The sequence below is a fragment of the Actinomyces sp. Marseille-P3109 genome, assembly GCF_900323545.1.
Lineage (GTDB): Bacteria > Actinomycetota > Actinomycetes > Actinomycetales > Actinomycetaceae > Actinomyces.
Genome location: NZ_OOHN01000008.1, coordinates 1,627,987 through 1,645,446, shown reverse-complemented (window position 1 = coordinate 1,645,446; position 17,460 = coordinate 1,627,987). Strand labels below are relative to the sequence as shown.

The 17,460-nt window shown below is 69.5% G+C and carries 12 protein-coding genes and 1 tRNA gene; 9 read left to right on the top strand and 4 right to left on the bottom strand.

The features are described from left to right. Nucleotides 1-128: 128 nt before the first annotated feature. The 5 genes from fucP (at nt 129) to BQ8008_RS07270 (ending at nt 6,974) form a co-directional block, all read left to right on the top strand. A complete protein-coding gene (fucP, locus tag BQ8008_RS07290) occupies nt 129-1,508 on the top strand; it encodes an L-fucose:H+ symporter permease (protein WP_108833432.1) in 1,380 nt (459 codons plus the stop codon). Between the two features lie 4 nt (nt 1,509-1,512). After that, nucleotides 1,513-2,532, top strand: a complete 1,020-nt coding sequence (locus BQ8008_RS07285) for an aldose 1-epimerase family protein (protein WP_108833431.1) — start codon at nt 1,513-1,515, stop codon at nt 2,530-2,532. Nucleotide 2,533: 1 nt separating this feature from the next. Beyond that, nucleotides 2,534-3,502: a ribokinase gene (gene rbsK / locus BQ8008_RS07280; protein ID WP_108833430.1), complete on the top strand. Its 969-nt coding sequence runs from the start codon at nt 2,534-2,536 to the stop codon at nt 3,500-3,502. Between the two features lie 111 nt (nt 3,503-3,613). After that, complete coding sequence (gene nudC / locus BQ8008_RS07275; RefSeq protein WP_108833429.1) at nt 3,614-4,729, top strand: NAD(+) diphosphatase; 1,116 nt, start codon at nt 3,614-3,616, stop codon at nt 4,727-4,729. 124 nt (nt 4,730-4,853) lie between these two features. Continuing rightward, nucleotides 4,854-6,974, top strand: coding sequence for an ATP-dependent helicase (locus BQ8008_RS07270; protein ID WP_108833428.1), 2,121 nt, complete (start codon nt 4,854-4,856; stop codon nt 6,972-6,974). 31 nt (nt 6,975-7,005) lie between these two features. Here BQ8008_RS07270 and BQ8008_RS07265 read toward each other — a convergent pair whose 3' ends face one another. Both BQ8008_RS07265 and BQ8008_RS07260 read right to left on the bottom strand, forming a co-directional pair. Then, complete coding sequence (locus BQ8008_RS07265) at nt 7,006-7,986, bottom strand: hypothetical protein (RefSeq protein WP_108833427.1); 981 nt, start codon at nt 7,984-7,986, stop codon at nt 7,006-7,008. Nucleotides 7,987-8,255: 269 nt separating this feature from the next. Next, on the bottom strand, nt 8,256-9,503 hold the full coding sequence (locus BQ8008_RS07260; protein WP_199907953.1) for a YlbL family protein: 1,248 nt from the start codon (nt 9,501-9,503) through the stop codon (nt 8,256-8,258). 210 nt (nt 9,504-9,713) lie between these two features. Here BQ8008_RS07260 and BQ8008_RS07255 point away from each other — a divergent pair, with 210 nt between their 5' ends. After that, entirely contained in the window at nt 9,714-11,264 is a 1,551-nt protein-coding gene (locus BQ8008_RS07255; protein ID WP_108833426.1) for a zinc-dependent metalloprotease, read from the top strand. Nucleotides 11,265-11,365: 101 nt separating this feature from the next. Here BQ8008_RS07255 and BQ8008_RS07250 read toward each other — a convergent pair whose 3' ends face one another. Then, nucleotides 11,366-11,992, bottom strand: coding sequence for a PPA1309 family protein (locus BQ8008_RS07250; RefSeq protein ID WP_442778235.1), 627 nt, complete (start codon nt 11,990-11,992; stop codon nt 11,366-11,368). A gap of 246 nt (nt 11,993-12,238) precedes the next feature. Here BQ8008_RS07250 and BQ8008_RS07245 point away from each other — a divergent pair, with 246 nt between their 5' ends. From BQ8008_RS07245 to ppk2, 3 genes are all read left to right on the top strand, one after another. Next, nucleotides 12,239-15,418 carry a UPF0182 family membrane protein gene (locus BQ8008_RS07245; protein ID WP_108833425.1) on the top strand — a complete coding sequence of 1,060 codons (3,180 nt, stop codon included), beginning with the start codon at nt 12,239-12,241 and terminating at the stop codon, nt 15,416-15,418. Between the two features lie 120 nt (nt 15,419-15,538). Further along, nucleotides 15,539-15,615 (top strand) — tRNA-Met (locus tag BQ8008_RS07240). Nucleotides 15,616-15,744: 129 nt separating this feature from the next. Continuing rightward, nucleotides 15,745-16,584 carry a polyphosphate kinase 2 gene (gene ppk2 / locus BQ8008_RS07235; RefSeq protein WP_108833424.1) on the top strand — a complete coding sequence of 280 codons (840 nt, stop codon included), beginning with the start codon at nt 15,745-15,747 and terminating at the stop codon, nt 16,582-16,584. Here the strand turns inward: ppk2 and BQ8008_RS07230 are convergent. Further along, nucleotides 16,581-17,336 carry an NAD-dependent protein deacylase gene (locus BQ8008_RS07230; protein WP_108833423.1) on the bottom strand — a complete coding sequence of 252 codons (756 nt, stop codon included), beginning with the start codon at nt 17,334-17,336 and terminating at the stop codon, nt 16,581-16,583. The genes ppk2 and BQ8008_RS07230 overlap by 4 nt on opposite strands. Nucleotides 17,337-17,460 lie beyond the last annotated feature (124 nt).

The following is a 17,460-nucleotide window of genomic DNA, read 5'->3' as shown; positions in this document are numbered from 1 at the left end:
CATTCGGACAAAGGAGTTCCCGTGGTACCACTGTCGCGCATTATCGATCACACCTCGCCAGGGTCGCAGGCGACCACTGCTGCCCGGCGCACCGGCCACTCCCGGCGAGCCTTGACGGGAGGCAGTTCATGAGCAGCACCACGACCGCGCCCAGCGGCACCGCCCGCACCACCCCACCGTCCTGGGGGCTCATCAAGGACCCCACCAACCAGCTGTCCGACGGCTACCTAGACCGCACCCCGATGTTCCAGTACGTCCTGCTGTCGATCTGCTTCCCCATGTGGGGCGCCGCCGCTAGCCTCAACGACATCCTCATCACCCAGTTCAAGTCCGTCTTCACTCTGTCGGACTTCGCCTCGGCCTTCGTTCAGTCGGCCTTCTACGGCGGCTACTTCCTCATCGCCATCCCCTCCTCACGGATCATCCGGCGCACCAGCTACAAGACGGGGCTGCTCATCGGCCTGGTCGTCTACATCGTGGGCTGCACGCTGTTCTTCCCGGCCTCGCATGTGGCCACCTACTCGGTGTTCCTGGCGGCCCTGTTCGCCATCGCGGTGGGCCTGTCCTTCCTGGAGACCTCCGCCAACACCTACTCCTCGATGATCGGGCCCAAGCGCTCCTCGACGCTGCGGCTCAACATCTCCCAGACCTTCACGCCCCTGGGCTTCCTGGCCGGCGCGGTGCTGGGCAAGTACCTCATCTTCACCGGCGGCGAGTCCCTGCACAGCCGCCTGGCCTCCCTGACCGGGCTGGAGCGCCAGCAGGTGGCCGAGGCCGCCCTGCAGCGCACCCTGGCGCCCTACCGGGTCATCATCGTGGTGCTGGTCATCCTGGCCGTCGTGGTGGCCATCACCCAGTTCCCCCACTGCAAGCCCCTCAACCACCGCCATGAGGAGGCCAAGGCCACCATCGGGGAGACCCTGTCCTACCTGGCGCGCAACGGGCGATTCCGCATGGGCATCCTCACCCAGTTCCTCTACGTGGGCATGCAGACGGCCGTATGGTCCTTCACCATCCGTCTGGCATTGAACCTGGATCACACGCTCAACGAGCGCACCGCCGCCAATTTCGTCATCGCCGCCTTCGTGGCCTTCTTCGTGGGCAAGTTCATCGCCAACGTCCTCATGACCCGCTTCAACGAGGATCTGGTCCTGGTGGCCTACTCGATCCTGGGGGTCGCCACCCTCCTGTGGGTGGTCCTGGCGCCCAATATGTCCTCCGTCTACGCCGCGGTGCTCACCTCGGGCCTGTTCGGCCCGTGCTGGGCCACCATCTACGCCCGCACCCTGGACAGCATCGAGGACAAACGCCACACCGAGACCGGGGGCGCCGTCATCGTCATGTCGATCATCGGCGGTGCGGTCGTCCCGGCCATCCAGGGCCTGGTCTCCGACACCATCGGCTCCCTGCAGGTCTCCTTCCTGGTCTCCCTGCTGTGCTTCGCCGCCGTCCTGGTCTACTTCCTGTCCGAGTACCGCGCCTCAGCGCGCCGTGAGAAAGCCGAGTGAGAACATGACCACCATTCCCCTGCACCCGGAGCTGTTCACCACCGAGCCGCGTACCATCCTGCGCTCCCGGGACTTCGAGGCCCGGGCCCTGCGCTACCCCTCCGGCGTGGCCTCGTTGAGGCTGACCAACTCCCGGGGCCTGATCGAGGTCCTGCCCTTCATGGGCCAGATCATCTGGGATGTCCAGATGGACGGCGTGAGTCTGCGGATGGACAACATGTTCTCCCAGCCTCGGCCCGCCCAGGAGATCGTCGGCACCTACGGCTGCTTCGCCTTCCACTCGGGCCTGCTGGCCGCCGGCTGCCCCTCGCCGCAGGATGACCACCCCCTGCACGGGGAGTTCCCCTGCGCCCCGATGGACGAGGCCTGGTTGGAGGTCGAGGGTGACGCCGTGCGGATCGTCTCCTCCTACGAGTACGTCATGGGATTCGGCAGCCACTACCGGGCCCAGCCCCATGTGGAGATGCGCGTGGGCTCCTCCATGATGACCATCGGCATGCGGGTCGCCAACCTCTCGGCCTACGCCCCGATGCCGCTGCAGTACATGTGCCACATGAACTATGCCTTCGTGCCCGATGGCGTCATGAGCCAGTCCCTGCCCGAGGGCTCCTTCCAGCTGCGGCGCACCGTACCCGCGCATGTGACCCCCAATCCCGAGTGGGACAGGATCAACGAGGACATCCTGGCCGGGAAGATGGACGCCGACTCCCTGGAGGGGGCTACCGCCTTCGACCCCGAGATCGTCTACTTCGCCGATGGTCTGGAGCGCTACGACGACGAGCTCGTCTTCGAGCTCGCCTCCCCCCAGGGGCATGTCTTCCAAACCCGCTTCTCGGGCAAGGATTTCCCCGCGGCCACGCGCTGGATCCTGCACAATCCTGACCAGAAGGTGGCCTCCTTCGTCCTTCCGGGCACCTCCCGGCCAGAGGGCTTCATCGCCGCCCGAGAGGCGGGCACCCTCATCATGCTCGGGGCGGGCGAGAGCCGGTCCTTCACTGTGACCACGGGACTCAAGGAGAACTGACATGGCAGCCGATCGCACCAATCTCACAGACGCCGCGAGCAGCGCCGGCGGGGGCGGCAAGGACATCGCCGTCATCGGTTCCAGCAACATGGATCTCATCACCTATATCACCCGCATGCCCAGCGAGGGCGAGACCGTGGAGGCGCCCGACTTCGCCATGGGCTTCGGCGGCAAGGGCGCCAACCAGGCGGTCAGCGCCTCCAGGCTGGGCTCGCGAGTGCTCATGCTCACCCGGGTCGGCAATGACCTCTTCGCCGAGAGCACCATCGAGAACTACCGGCGCAACGGCATCGATACCACCCATGTCCTGCCCACCGAGGCCGCCAGCGGGGTGGCGCCCATCTTCGTCGATGAGGAGTCGTGCAACTCCATCCTCATCGTCAAGGGGGCCAACGCCCTGCTCAGTCCGCAGGATGTGCGTCGTGCTGAGGACCGGATCGCTGCCTGCCGGCTCATCGTCCTGCAGCTCGAGATCCCCCTGGAGACGGTCTACGAGGCGGTGGCCCTGGGCAAGCGCCACTCCATCCCCGTGCTGCTCAACCCGGCCCCGGCCCAGCCCGACCTGGAGCTGGAGAAGGTGCGCGACTGTCAGTACATCGTGCCCAATGAGAGCGAGCTGTCCCTGCTGACCGGCATGCCCGTGGACAGCCTCGACGACGTGCGCAACGCCGCGGCGGTCCTGCTGGAGGTGGGCATCGCCAATGTCATCGTCACCCTGGGCTCGCGCGGCGCCCTGTGGATGACCCGCACCGAGGACCGGCTCATCCCCGGCGTGGCGGTCGAGGCGCGCGACACCACCGGTGCGGGGGATGCCTTCATCGGATGCTTCAGCCACTTCCTGGTCTCCACCGGCGATACGGCCACCTCCCTGGAGATGGCCAACCGCTACTCGGCGGACTCGGTGACCAAGCGGGGCACCCAGTCCTCCTACGCCTCCAAGGAGGAGTTCGAGGCCATCCTCTCGGACTGACTCCGGTACCGTCAGGGCGTCCGGGCGGCACTGCCGGGGGCCGATACTTTTCTCCTATCGGTATAGGTGTGCCCATGTGCACGTCGCACCACAGGATGGAAGAGTGAGGCCATGCGCACCGACCAGCTCGCCCTGTCCCGCTCCGCCACCGACCGCGACGCCGAGCGGCGCAGCGAGCCCGGGCTGCTGGAGCGCCTCGCCGCCGACCCCGAGACCCGCCTGCTGCTGGTCGATGCCCGCGGCCGCGTCGCCCTGACCGGCCCCGCCATTCACCCCGATCTGCCCGACGACGGCCTCACCCCACCCAGCCTCATCGGCAGTCCCGGCGCCACCGTCTGGGAGGGTCCCGGCACCCGCAGCGGCTGGGGCCTGCCCGATCTGCGCGCCGGCTACCTCGGAGCCTCGGCGCCCACCTACTCCCCGGACCTGACCGTCCTCTACATGGGCCGCGAGCTCTCCGACGACGGCGCACCCGCCGGTCCCAGCTGGATCGCCGTCGTCGTGCCCCCGGCCCTGGAGGTCCCCGACGCCCCCGAACCGCCCGCCACCGGTTCCGACGCCGAGGGCACCGCCGTCGACCACCCCGACCTGCGCCGCCTGCTGGAGCGCTACCCGCTCTCCGCCCTGCGGGCCATGGGCGCCCAGATGACCGCCCGCGACGCCGGCCTGGCCACCACCGCCGCCTCCCTGGCCGCCTGGCACGCCCGCTCCGCCTACTGCCCGGCCTGCGGCGGACGCACCGAGACCATCGAGGCCGGCTGGGCCCGCAGGTGCACCGACTGCGCCACCATCCACTTCCCGCGTACCGACCCGGCCGTCATCATGGCGGTCGTCGACGAGTCCGACCGGCTCCTCCTCGTGCGCGGTGCCGCCTGGGCGCCCCGGCGCTACTCGGTGGTGGCCGGCTTCGTCGAGGCCGGAGAGTCCGTCGAGGCCGCCGTCGCCCGCGAGGTGCGGGAGGAGACCGGGCTGCGCGTGGCCGAGGTCGAGTACGCTGCCTCCCAGCCCTGGCCCTTCCCGCGCTCCCTCATGCTCGGTTGTCGGGCGCGCCTGGCCCCCGGCGAGGACCTGCCCCGCCCCGATGGCCAGGAGGTCGTCGAGGCCCGTCTCGTCTCCCGAGACGAGCTCACCGCTGGTGTTGGCGACGGCAGCATCCTTCTGCCCGGTCCCACTTCCATCGCCCGTCTCCTCATTGAGGACTGGTACGGCGGCCCCATCGTCAGCTGACGTCTGCTGAGCCGATCGCACCGACCTGACCGGTCTTGGCCGGCCGGCCCTCGCCGACCGGTTTCCATCGCGGTCTCCTCACCGCCGCCGATTCTTGTCACCGACCCGTGGCAGGCTGGTCCCGATGAGCCCGACCACCTCCCGCCCCGACCCGATCGGCACGCCGACCCGCCGGCCCGGCGCCCAGCTGGATGCCGCCGGCCTTCTGGAGGCCCTCGACCCCGACCAGCGCGAGGTCGCCGAGCACCTCGAAGGTCCCCTGTGCGTCCTTGCCGGTGCCGGCACCGGCAAGACCCGGGCCATCACCTATCGGATCGCCCACGGCGTGGCCACCGGCGCCTACCAGGCCACCCAGGTCCTGGCCGTCACCTTCACCGCCCGCGCCGCCGGTGAGATGCGCTCGCGCCTGGCCGACCTCGGCGTCCCCGGCGTCCAGGCCCGCACCTTCCACGCCGCCGCCCTGCGCCAGCTCACCTACTTCTGGCCCACCGCCATCGGCGGGCGCCGCCCCGACATCCAGGCCCACAAGGCGCCCCTGGTCGGCGCCGCCGCCCGTCGCCTGGGCCTGCCCACCGACCGGGCCACCGTGCGGGACCTCGCCGCCGAGGTCGAGTGGGCCAAGGTCACCATGACTCTGCCCGAGGACTACGCCCAGGCCGCCGTCGCCGCCGGCCGCACGGGCGTGGCCGGGCAGGAGTCGGCCACGGTCGCCCAGGTCCTGGCCCTCTACGAGGAGGCCAAGAGCGAGCGCGGCGTCATCGACTTCGAGGACGTGCTCCTGCTGACCATCGGCATCCTCCTGGACCGTGAGGACATCGCCTCCCAGGTGCGCGGCCAGTACAAGCACTTCGTCGTCGACGAGTACCAGGACGTCTCCCCGCTCCAGCAGCGCCTGCTGGACCTGTGGCTGGGCAGGCGCCGACAGCTGTGCGTCGTCGGCGACGTCTCCCAGACCATCTACTCCTTCACCGGGGCCACACCCGCCTTCCTCACCGGCTTCCCCACCCGCTACGAGGGCGCGCGCACCGTGCGCCTGAGCCGCGACTACCGCTCCACCCCGCAGGTCGTCTCCCTGGCCAACCAGGTCCTCTCCCGCTCGCGGCGCGGGAGAGGCGGCCTGCACCTGCCCGCCGGCGCCGTCGAGCTGGTCGCCCAGCGTCCCAGCGGCCCCGCCGTGCGCTTCGAGACCTACGACGACGACGTCGCCGAGGCCGAGGGCGCCGTCGCCCAGGTGCACCGCCTGCAGGCCGCCGGGGTCCCCCTGAGCGAGATCGCGATCCTGTACCGCACCAACTCCCAGTCCGAGGTCTTCGAGCAGGCCCTGGCCGGCGCCCAGATCGGCTACCTCGTGCGCGGCGGCGAGCGCTTCTTCGAGCGCGAGGAGGTCAAGCGCGCCATGGCCGTCATCCTCGGTGCCGCCCGCACCGAGAGGGCCACCCTGAGCGGCGACCTCGGGCAGGACGCGCGCACCGTCCTGTCCCGCGAGGGATGGAGCGAGGAGCCGCCCGCCCCCCGCGGAGCCGTGCGCGAGCGCTGGGACGCCCTCAACGCGCTGGTGGCCCTGGCCGACGAGATGTCCCAGACCCGCGGCGCCGACCTCGACGCCTTCCACACCGAGCTGCGAGAGCGCGCCGACGCCCAGAACGCCCCCACCGTCGAGGGCGTCACCCTCTCCTCCCTGCACGCCGCCAAGGGCCTGGAGTGGGACGCCGTCATCCTCGCGGGCGCCTGCGAGGGCCTGCTGCCGATCTCCCTGGCCGAGGGACAGGCCGCCATCGAGGAGGAGCGGCGCCTGCTTTATGTGGGCATCACCCGCGCCCGAGAGCACCTCGTCATCTCCTACGCGCGCGCCCGTCACGCCGGAGGCCGGGCCGCCCGGAAGCCCTCCCGCTTCCTGGACGGCCTGTGGCCCACCGCTCACGGAGCCCGAGACACCTCCCGGCGTCAGGGCCGGCAGTCCGCCAGAGAGCGATCCCGGCAGTCCGCCGCCGACTTCGAGGCCAACAACGATCCTCGCACCATCGCCCTGTTCGAGGAGCTGCGGGCCTGGCGCTCTCAGATCGCCAAGGAGCGCTCCAAGCCCGCCTACACAGTCTTCGCCGACGCCACGTTGCGGGACATAGCCGTGGTCAAGCCCACCAGCCTGCCCCAGCTCTCCCTCATCCGAGGCGTGGGAGCCACCAAGCTCCAGGAGTACGGCGGACCGGTCCTCGCCCTCCTGCGGGACTTCGAGGCCGGGAACTGACCGGGTGCGCATCTGAGTGGCTCGGCGCCGCTCACAGCTGGGAGCACAGGCACTCGGGGTGGCGCTCCCAGGACCGGCACCGTCCCAGGGGCTCCTGGCCGGTGACCTCCACCGAGTGCGTGGCCCACCAGGTGGCTGAGCACCCGTTCGGCTCGCTGCCCGGGTCGGCGTCGTCCCCGTTGGCGTTGATGCCAGCCGCATGTCCCAGGACCGTGTCGATGACGGCCCGAGCCGTCAGTGCCGCCGACTCGTGCAGGACCAGGTGCTCGACGTCGGGCATCGCCAGGGTGCGCATCTGCGTGGCCAGCGCAGGCCAGCACGGATCGGCGTCCCGTTCCCACAGGTCCAGGCAGGTCGAGCAGGGGCCGTCACCGCCCAGGACCGGGCCGATGCGCACCCCCGCCTCACCAATGACGACCGGCAGGTGGATGATGCCCTCCTGTGCGAGCCTGCGGGCGAGCAAGGGCTCCACCACGTGCGCATCCACCGTCACCATCACGTCGGGGCGGGTGCGCAGCGGCGCCCGCGTCCTCAGCGCGGGAAAGCGCGCCGACAGGAGCGGCTCCAGGCCGCCGTCCTTGGGGGCCCGCGTGGACAGGATCGTCCCCACCCCGGCCTCCGCCAGCCACAGGGCGGCCTCCTGCGCCAGGGCGTCGACGCCGTGCACCGCCAGAACCGCCTGGGACAGGGCGGTGCCGCGATCCTTGGCGTCAACACCCAGCCGGTCCCAGTAGACGCCGTCGGCCCCGCCGAGCTCACTGGTCGCCGAGGAGACCAAGGCTCCTTGGCGCTCCAGGTCCTCGACGATCTGCCGCGCCCGCACCACCGGCACCCGGCTGCGCCGAGCGGCCCGGTAGACGCCACCGGTCTCCAGGGATCGCGCGAACTCGTCCAGCAGCCGCTGCTCGGCCAGGCTCAGGTCCTTCATGATGGTGCGCCGCCCGGGGGCCGTGCCGATCTGGCTGACGCCCTGCTGGCGCCACAGGACGGCGCACCCGCCTCGAATACGCATCGTGCCTCCTCAAGCCCTCCCCGGCGCCCGCGTGAGGACGCAAGGAACCCGCGGCCCCGACTACCGCGTCAAGACCTGAGCCCGAGCGTGGCACGCCCCGGCCCGCGGCGGCCAGAGGCAACCGCTCACCTGTGGATAACCCTCCCGAGTCGGGCCCCAATGGTCTGCTCAGTCCTCATCATCGGCCCCGGTCAGCAGCCGGCCATCGGGCGGGAAGGAACAAGGCCGGTGAAGTTACCAATGAGGCAAGCGGTGCATGGACATCATGGTCATTGAGCGGAGCAGGTGGCCAGGCCGGACGTGTTGCCCGACGCGATCGCCTCGGTGGCGGTAACGGCCTCGTGCAGGGTGCTCACAGCGAAGACCTGCATCCCCTCGGGCTCATGGCCCTTGACTTCCTCGCAGTTGCTCGCCGGGGCCAGGAAGAATGTCGATCCGGCGTTGCGGGCCCCCGCCATCTTCTGCTGAATGCCCCCGATGGGGCCGACCTGACCATTCATGTCAATCGTCCCGGTCCCGGAGATGTCCTTACCCCCGGTCAGGGAACCGGGAGTGATCTCGTCAACGACCCCCAGGGCGAACATCATCCCGGCGCTGGGCCCGCCGACGTCGGACAGGCCGAAGGTGGCCTCCACCTGACTGTCCACGGAGACCCTGAGGCTCAGCCCCAGCAGCGAGCCGGTGGTTCCCTCCTGCGGTGCGATCGTGGTGAGCGCGGCCGGTACCTGCTGCTCACCACGGCGCACGCCGAGCGTGACCCGCGTCCCCTCCGGGATCGTGGTCATCAGCTCGCGCAGCTGGGAGAAGGAGGTGATCGTGGTGGTCTGGCCGCCCTCCGGCGTGATGGTCTCCAGGACGTCGTCGGCCTGGATCTCGGTGGAGGTCTGCTGCTCGGTCACCTCGGTGACGGTCAGGTGCATGGCGCCGGCCATGCCGGTCTCGATGAGCGCGGCGATGACAGCCGAGTCCTGCGAGGCGGTCATCTGGGCCTTACCGGTCTCCTCGACCTGCTCGGCGCTCTGGTCCTGGGGACACACCTCGTTGCGGTCCACGATCCGCTTGTCCGACGAGAACCAGGCGGCGATGAGATCAGCGGTCGTCACCGGGTAGCCGGGGCAGCCCGACACCGAGACGGTCGTCATCCGCAGTGCCCCCTCGGTCGGATAGGTCTCGGTGCCCGACACCTTCAGGACGTCCTGGTCCGACGACGAACCGTTGTCCAGCACGTTCCAGGTGGGGCCGGGGGCCTCGATGACCGCGTTGACCGGCACCATGAAGACGGCGACGACCAGGGCAACAACCAGGATGAACGTCCCGGCTGCCACGGATCGCCGCAGCCTGCGCCGACGCCGGTCCTCTCCGGAAGGCTCCACGTCCTGAATGCCCGCCTGCCCGGCCTGGCCGGGCAGGCCCTTCTCGTTCGCCCGGGCTGACGTGGGGCGTCCGGAGCCGACTGAGACAGCCGCGTCGGCGGCGCCGTGCTGATCTGGGTGCGTCACGCGCTCATCATGCGACATCTTCCTGGGGAAGAGAGACAGTTATCGATACGAACTTGGCACGAAGTTGACACAATGACGACACGGAGGAGAACGGAGGCATGCCGGGACGGCGGCGGGCACGCCGTTGGCGAACAGAACATGGCCCCGGCACAGGAATGGGTGGGACCATAAGGCCGTTAGAGACAGTGTCCAGACGATGTCCCAGGACGACCCGTTGAGAGGAAACCCGTGAGCGAGGACGCCTTCGACGAGCTCGAGAAGATGCTCGCGTCACTTTTCGGCGAGCAGATGGCCTCTGACGCCGTCGGAGCCCTGCGCTCGTCAGGGGTCGATCCCAGCTCCGTCGCCCAGATGCCGGGCGTGGGCGACATCTCCCAGCTCAGCCCCGCCCAGCTGCTGGCCATGCGCGCCCAGTTCCAGCAGATGTTCTCCGCCTCCACCGCTGAGCCGGTCAACTGGCAGATGGGCCAGGAGCTGGCTCTCCAGCAGGCCCGAGGCGACGGCGACCCCACGGTGACCGCCGCGGTCGCGGATTCCACGCGCCAGGCCCTTCAGGTGGCCGACCTGTGGCTCGACACCGCCACCGAGCTCATGCCCGCCCCCGGGCAGCGGGAGGCCTGGAGCCGCAGCACCTGGGTCGAGCGCACCCTGCCGGTGTGGAAGGACGTGTGCGCCCCCGTGGCAGAGGCCGTCACCACCGCCCTGGCCCGCACCCTGGAGAAGCAGATCCGCGACATGCCCGCAGAGATGAGCCAGGCCGCCCAGCAGATGGGGGCGCTCGGATCCATCATGCGCACCATGGCGGGCACGGCCTTCGGGCTCCAGATCGGCCAGGCCATCGGCGAGCTCGCCAAGGAGGCTCTGGGGGCCACGGACACCGGCCTGCCGCTGACCCGGGAGCCGGGAACCGCACTGGTGCCCTCCAACGTGGCCGCCTTCGCCGAGGGCCTGGAGATCGACGAGGACGAGGTCCGCATGTTCCTGGCGGTTCGAGAGGCCGCCACCGCCCGCCTCTACGCCCACGTGCCGTGGCTACGCGGACAGGTGCTCCAGGCCGTGGCCGCCTACGCCAGGGAGATCCGCATCGACACCGAGACCCTGGAGTCGGCGGTGGCGCAGGTGGATCCCAATGACCCCGACGCGCTGCGCGAGGCCCTCGAGAGCGGACTGTTCGCGCCTCAGGAGACCCCGGCCCAGCGGGAGTCCCTCGAGGACCTGGAGACGCTGCTGGCCCTGGTCGAGGGGTGGGTCGAGGTCGTCACCGCCCGCGCGGCCGCACCTCACCTGCCCCACCTCATGGCCCTGGTCGAGATGATGCGCCGGCGCCGCGCCCAGGGCGGAGCTGCCGAGCAGGTATTCGCCCGGCTCATCGGACTGACCTTCCGTCCCCGCCGGGCCCGCGAGGCCGCCGAGCTGTGGTCGCACCTGGGCGCCCAGGCCGGCGACGCCGAGCGCGACGCCTTCTGGAACCACCCCGACGTCATGCCCACGGCCTCCGAGCTCGCCAACCCCAAGGACTTCCTGACCATGCGGCGCATGGCCCAGGACATCGACGCGGAGATCGACGCCGACCTGGCCTCCCTCCTGGAAGGCACCCTCGGGTACGCCGAGGGAGCGAAAGAGGCCGATGAGAACAGCCCCAAGGGACTGGGCGGCAGGATCCCCGGGGACGCCGACGACGCCTCCCAGGACTTCGGTGAGGCCGGTGAGTCCGCAGTCTCCGACGGCACGGACCGCGATGACCGCTCTGACGAATCCGGCGACCCGGAGACGGACTGAGACGGGACAGACCCCTGCGGCGGCGTCGACCGGAATGAGGCGGCTCAGACCGGGACGAGGCCGTGGAGCCACCAGCCCGCTGGACTCCCCGCCGGTGACAGCTACAGGAAGGTGGTGGCCAGCGCCTCGACCAGGCCGGGCACCAGTTGCTCGCCCTGGTAGATCGAGGCGTCGTCGTCATGGGTGCGTGAGCGCAGCGCGCACCAGGATTCCCCGCTGCGCAGAACCCCCACCACCATGCGGATGTCCTCGCGGTCGGGGCGCGCCTGGAGGAAGGCGAGACGCTCGGCGGCGTCGGTGATGGCATCGGCCTCCTCCTGCGCCGCAGAGGGCAGCACCAGGCGCTCGATGCCGATAGCCACGCCGTGGACGGACTCGGGCCAGGCCAGCTGGGCCAGCAGGTGCTCCAGGTCCGCGGCGGCCGGCAGCCCCTCCTGCTCCACCACCATGAGCAGCTCGGGATCTCTACGAGCCTCCTCCACAGTGGCGGCCTCCAGGAACCCGGCCACGTCCGGGTCCGCCTCCATGGCAGCGGCGATGCGCACCAGAGCGAAGACGCGCACCGGCTGGTCCCAGCCGGAGACGGCCACGTGGACCTCCGTCTCCGTCACCGCTCGGGCCAGGGCCCGGAGGCGAGGGGAGGCCTCCCTGCCCGCGTCGGATGCGGGGGTCTCGGCAGGCGAAGACCCGGGAACGGACGGGCGCGAAGCGGGGTCCGGGGCGGACATCGAGTCAGTCATACCCTCATCGTCTCACCGGTGGTGCTGCCCGCCTGCATGGCACGGACGCCGCGTTGCGAGTCGCTGTTCCGGTCGCATTGCGGCCGGCAGAGGTGGGTTTCTCGTCCTGGAGAAGGTTATGGGCGTGTCAGTGGTGTGTGGGACGATGGCCCAAGCGGCCCTTCCGGCCGATAGCGCCGCGCCGGGCAATGTGCGACGCAGCGCCACCACGTACGTCAGACAGGGAGCAGGATCGTGAGCACCACGCCCGACGACGAGTCCCGAGACACGTCCTCCGACGAGTCCTCGAGCAGGCCTGCCGGTTCGTCCAGGCAGAAGAGAACGGAAGACAGGACCGGACTGTTCGGTCTGGGACGCATGGGCAGAGGCGGGATCCGCCCTCCCCGTAAGCCGCGCGGCAGGACCGGGGGCCGTCGCCCCGGGCCCCTGGCTCTGACCATCTCGATCATCGCCGCGATCGCCGTCATCATCGCCATCATGTCGCAGGTGTGGACCGAGGTCCTCTGGTTCAGCCAGATCGGCTACGCCCGTGTGCTGTGGACGCAGTGGATCGCCGCCATCGCCCTGTTCCTCGTGGGCTTCGCCGTCATGTTCGGGGCGGTCTTCGCCTCGATGACCACGGCCTACCGGGCCCGGGAGATCGGGGTGCCCGACGACGAGGCCACCCGCAACCTCGAGGTCTACCGCACGGTCATCGAGCCTCTGCGGCGCCGTCTGACCTGGGCGGTGCCGGCGGTGCTGGCCCCGTTCGGCTCGGCCTGGCAGCTGGCACCGAGCTGGCGCGAGGTCCTCCTGGCCTTCAGCTCACAGTCCTTCGGCATCAAGGACCCCCAGTTCGGGATCGACATCTCCTTCTACGTCTTCGTCCTGCCCGCCGTGCTGACGCTCGTGTCCTTCCTGTCCGGCGTCGTCCTGTTCTCCGGGGTGGCCTCCGTCGTCGTGCACTACCTGTACGGCGGCATCTCCGTGGTGCGCAGGCCCCACTTCACCAAAGCGGCACGGATCCACCTGGCGGTCTTCCTGGCCCTGTACGCCGTCATCCGGGCGGTGGGCTACTGGCTGGGGCGCTACGGCGCTCTGTACGCCTCCAACTCCAAGTTCGACGGCGCCAACTACACCGACGTCAACGCGGTCATCCCGGCCAACGCGATCCTCGCCGCGATCGGACTGGCCGTGGCGATCCTGTTCATCGCCTCGGTGCGCTCCAGCTCCTGGCGTCTGCCGATCATCGGTGTGGCAGTCATGATCGTCTCCTCCCTGGTGGTGGGGACGGCGTACCCGCTGGTCATCCAGAAGTTCGTCGTCGACCCCAACGCCCAGCGCCAGGAGGCCGAGTACATCCAGCGCAACATCAACGCCACCAAGGCCGCCTACGGCCTGGAGAACGTGGAGACCACGAACTACGACGCCACGACGACCGCGACGGCCGGCCAGCTGGAGAAGGACGCCGAGTCGACCGCCTCGATCCGCCTGCTCGACCCGGGCCTGGTCTCACCGACCTTCCAGCAGCTCCAGCAGAACAAGCAGTACTACTCCTTCGCGGACCGCCTCAACGTGGACCGTTACAAGGTGGACTCCACCAGCCGGGACACGGTCATCGCGGTGCGTGAGTTGAACCTGTCCGGTCTCGGCCAGGGGCAGCGGACCTGGGTCAACGAGCACACCGTCTACACCCACGGCTACGGCGTGGTGAACGCCTATGGCAACACGGTGGCCTCCGGCGGCTACCCCTCCTTCTGGGAGGGCGGCATCCCGTCCAAGGGGGACCTGGGCGAGTACGAGCCCCGGATTTACTTCGGCCAGTACTCGCCGTCGTACTCCATCGTGGGCGGCAAGGACAACGGCTCACCGCGCGAGCTGGACTACCCCGACGACGAGTCCAAGACCGGTCAGGTCAACACCACCTTCACCGGCAACGGCGGACCGAGCGTGTCCAACCCGCTCAACCGGGTGCTCTACGCCGCCAAGTTCCAGGAGCCCAACATCCTCTTCTCCCAGGAGGTGCGCCAGGGCTCCCAGATCCTCTACGACCGGGACCCGGCCAAGCGCGTCTCCAAGGTGGCCCCCTGGCTGACCCTGGACAACAGCCCCTACCCGGCCGTCGTCGACCATGACGACAACCCGGCCACGCCCAAGCGGGTGATGTGGATCCTCGACGGCTACACCACGACGAACAACTACCCCTACGCACAGCACGAGTCACTGGCCAGGGCCACGGCCACCGCGGACGGCCAGGGCGGGCTGCTCGGGGCGCCGGAGGAGTCCAACTACGTGCGCAACTCCGTCAAGGCCGTCGTCGACGCCTACGACGGATCGGTCAAGCTCTACCAGTGGGATGACAAGGACCCGATCCTCAAGGCGTGGCAGAAGGTCTTCCCCGGGTCGGTCACGCCCATGAGCCAGATGAGCGCCGACCTCATCGCGCACATGCGCTACCCGGAGGACCTGTTCAACGTCCAGCGCACCATCATGGCGAGCTATCACGTCAACGACGCCGCTGAGTTCTACTCCGGCGGTGACTTCTGGAAGATCCCGGATGACCCGACCACGCCCGGACAGGACCAGCAGGCCCCCTACTACTTGACCCTCAAGATGCCGGGACAGGAGCAGGCGAGCTTCTCCCTGTCCAGCGCCTACATCATCGGCGGCAACACCAACCGCAACGTGCTCACCGGCTTCCTCGCGGTGGACTCCGAGACGTCCCCCGGCACCGGGAGAAAGGGGGAGCGCAGCTCGAGCTACGGCAAGCTGAGACTCCTGGAGCTGCCGAGGTCCTCGAACGTCTCCGGACCGGGCCAGGTGCAGAACATCTTCGACTCCAACCCGGCGGCCTCCACGACCCTCAACCTGCTCTCCCAGCAGGGCTCGCAGGTCATCAAGGGCAACCTGTTGACGCTCCCCGTGGGAGGCGGTCTGCTCTACGTCCAGCCGGTCTACGTCCAGTCCTCCTCCGGTACGCAGTATCCGCTGCTGCGCAAGGTGCTGGTCTCCTTCGGCGACAACGTCGGCTTCGCCGACACCCTCTCCGAGGCGCTCGACCAGGTCTTCGGCGGCAACTCCGGGGCGACGACGGGGGAGCAGGCCGTCAACGGCGACGCCGGCGCGGCCAATGACACCAATGAGTCCACCGACGGTCAGGATCCGACGGCGGGCGGCGGAGCGGCATCGCCGGCGCCCAGCACCGACCCCACGGCCTCCGCGAGCGCGCCGGCGTCTGCGTCTACGGACCCGTCGGCCTCCGGAGCCTCGGATCCGAAGGCGGAGCTCGACCAGGCCCTCTCTGACGCCCAGACCGCGATGAGTGACTCGGACACCGCCAGGAGCAAGGGTGACTGGGCGGCCTACGGCGAGGCGCAGAAGCGCCTCAACGACGCCGTCAACCGGGCCATCGCCGCCCAGCAGAAGATGGGCTGAGCGCACTCGGGCGGCATCATGAGGGCGTGCCCTGCGACCCGCCTCACCGGGCGGTGAGCAAGGGCACGCCCTCGTTGTTTGCCTTGAGGGCGGCGCGGCGCTTAAAGTTGGTCTCACCGACGCGGGGTGGAGCAGTTCGGTAGCTCGCCGGGCTCATAACCCGGAGGTCGCAGGTTCGAATCCTGCCCCCGCTACCACTCCAGAGGAGCCCGATCCTTCCCAGGATCGGGCTCCTCTGCTCTGTCTGCGCGGAGATTGTCGGGTTGTCTGCGCACTCGGGTGGGATCTGTGCCAAACTCACAAGCATGGCAAAGAAGCACCCCACCATGGACCGTCTCCTGTACGAGGCCGAGCTGCTGAGGCTGCAGGCGGAGCTGGTCGAGATGCAGGAGTGGGTCAGGGCCACCGGAGCCCGCGTCGTCGTCATCTTCGAGGGGCGCGACGCGGCAGGCAAGGGCGGGGCGATCAAACGCATCACCGAGTACCTCAGCCCGCGTGTTGCGCGCGTGGTCGCGCTTCCCATGCCCACCGAGCGCGAGCGCACCCAGTGGTACTTCCAGCGCTACATCGCGCACCTCCCGGCGGCCGGTGAGATCTGCCTGTTCGACCGCTCCTGGTACAACCGCGGCGGCGTCGAGCACGTCATGGGCTACTGCACCCCTGAGGAGCACCGGCGCTTCCTCCAGCAGTGCCCGGTCTTCGAGAGGATGCTCGTTGACGACGGCATCCTGCTGCGCAAGTACTGGTTCTCCGTGCCCCAGAAGGAGCAGTACAAGCGGTTCAAGTCGAGGATGACCGATCCCATGCGCCGCTGGAAGCTCTCACCGACCGACCTGGAGGCTCTGCCCCGCTGGGAGGACTACTCGCGCGCCAAGGACGAGATGTTCGTCCACACCGACATCGACTCCGCGCGTTGGCACGTCGTGGAGTCGGCGGACAAGCGCAAGGCGCGCATCAACATGATCCACCACCTGCTGGAGTCCATTCCCTACGAGCACGTGCAGCGCCCCGAGCTGAAGTTCCCTAAGAAGCCCTCGCTGCCGTCGTCGGGTTACCGCCGCACTGACCGAACCCTCCAGCACGAGGTGCCCGACTACGCGGCCACGCTCAGCGAGGCCGAGGCGCCCGAGCGCTACGTGGACCTCGAGGACCAGGGGATCGGCTAGGGCCGCTGCCCCAGGCGCTCCAGCTCTTGGAAGACCTGGCCGACCGGCTCGCGGACGATGAGGTCGGCGCGGGAGTCGTAGGGTGTGGGGGTCGCGTTCATGAGGACCAGGCGCTCGCCGGTGTAGTAGTCGATGAGGCCTGCCGCCGGGTGGACGACCAGGCTCGTGCCGGCCACGATCAGCAGGTCCGCCTGCGCGATCGCCTGGACGGAGCCCTCGATGACGTCTCCGTCCAGCATCTCCCCGTAGAACACGATGTCTGGTCGCAGTATCGAGGCGCAGGCGGGGCAGTGGGGAACCGCGCCGGAGCGGGCGTCGTCGACGTCGGAGAGCGAGAGTCGTTCACCGCAGCCGGTGCAGGTCAGGCGCGACCAGTTGCCGTGCAGCTCGAGGACCCGCTCGGAGCCCGCCTGCTGATGGAGACCGTCGATGTTCTGCGTGACCACGGCCGACAGCTTCCCGGCTCTTTCCAGGTCGGCCACGAACCTGTGGGCCGCGTTGGGGGCCACGCCCTCGCGGGCGTTCTCCTGAGCGAACCACTCCCAGTACGCCTGCGGGTTCACCGTGAAGAAGTCGATGGAGAGCACCTGCTCCAGGGGAATCTCACGATCCTGGTGGTAGAAGCCCTTGGCGCCCCGGAAGTCCGGGATCCCCGACTCGGTCGAGACCCCGGCGCCACCGAAGAAGACGATGCGCTGCGACTCCGCGATCCACCGAGCGAGCAGGCCCCGTCGGCCGTCCTGCTGGTCCATACATCCCAGCCTAACGCCGGGCGCCGGTTCCGCACGGTGTTGTCAAGAACGCCGAGCACCGCGCCGTACCTGAGGTACGCCAGGGCACATCCGGACCAGGCCAAGGAGAAGGCGAGGTTGACCG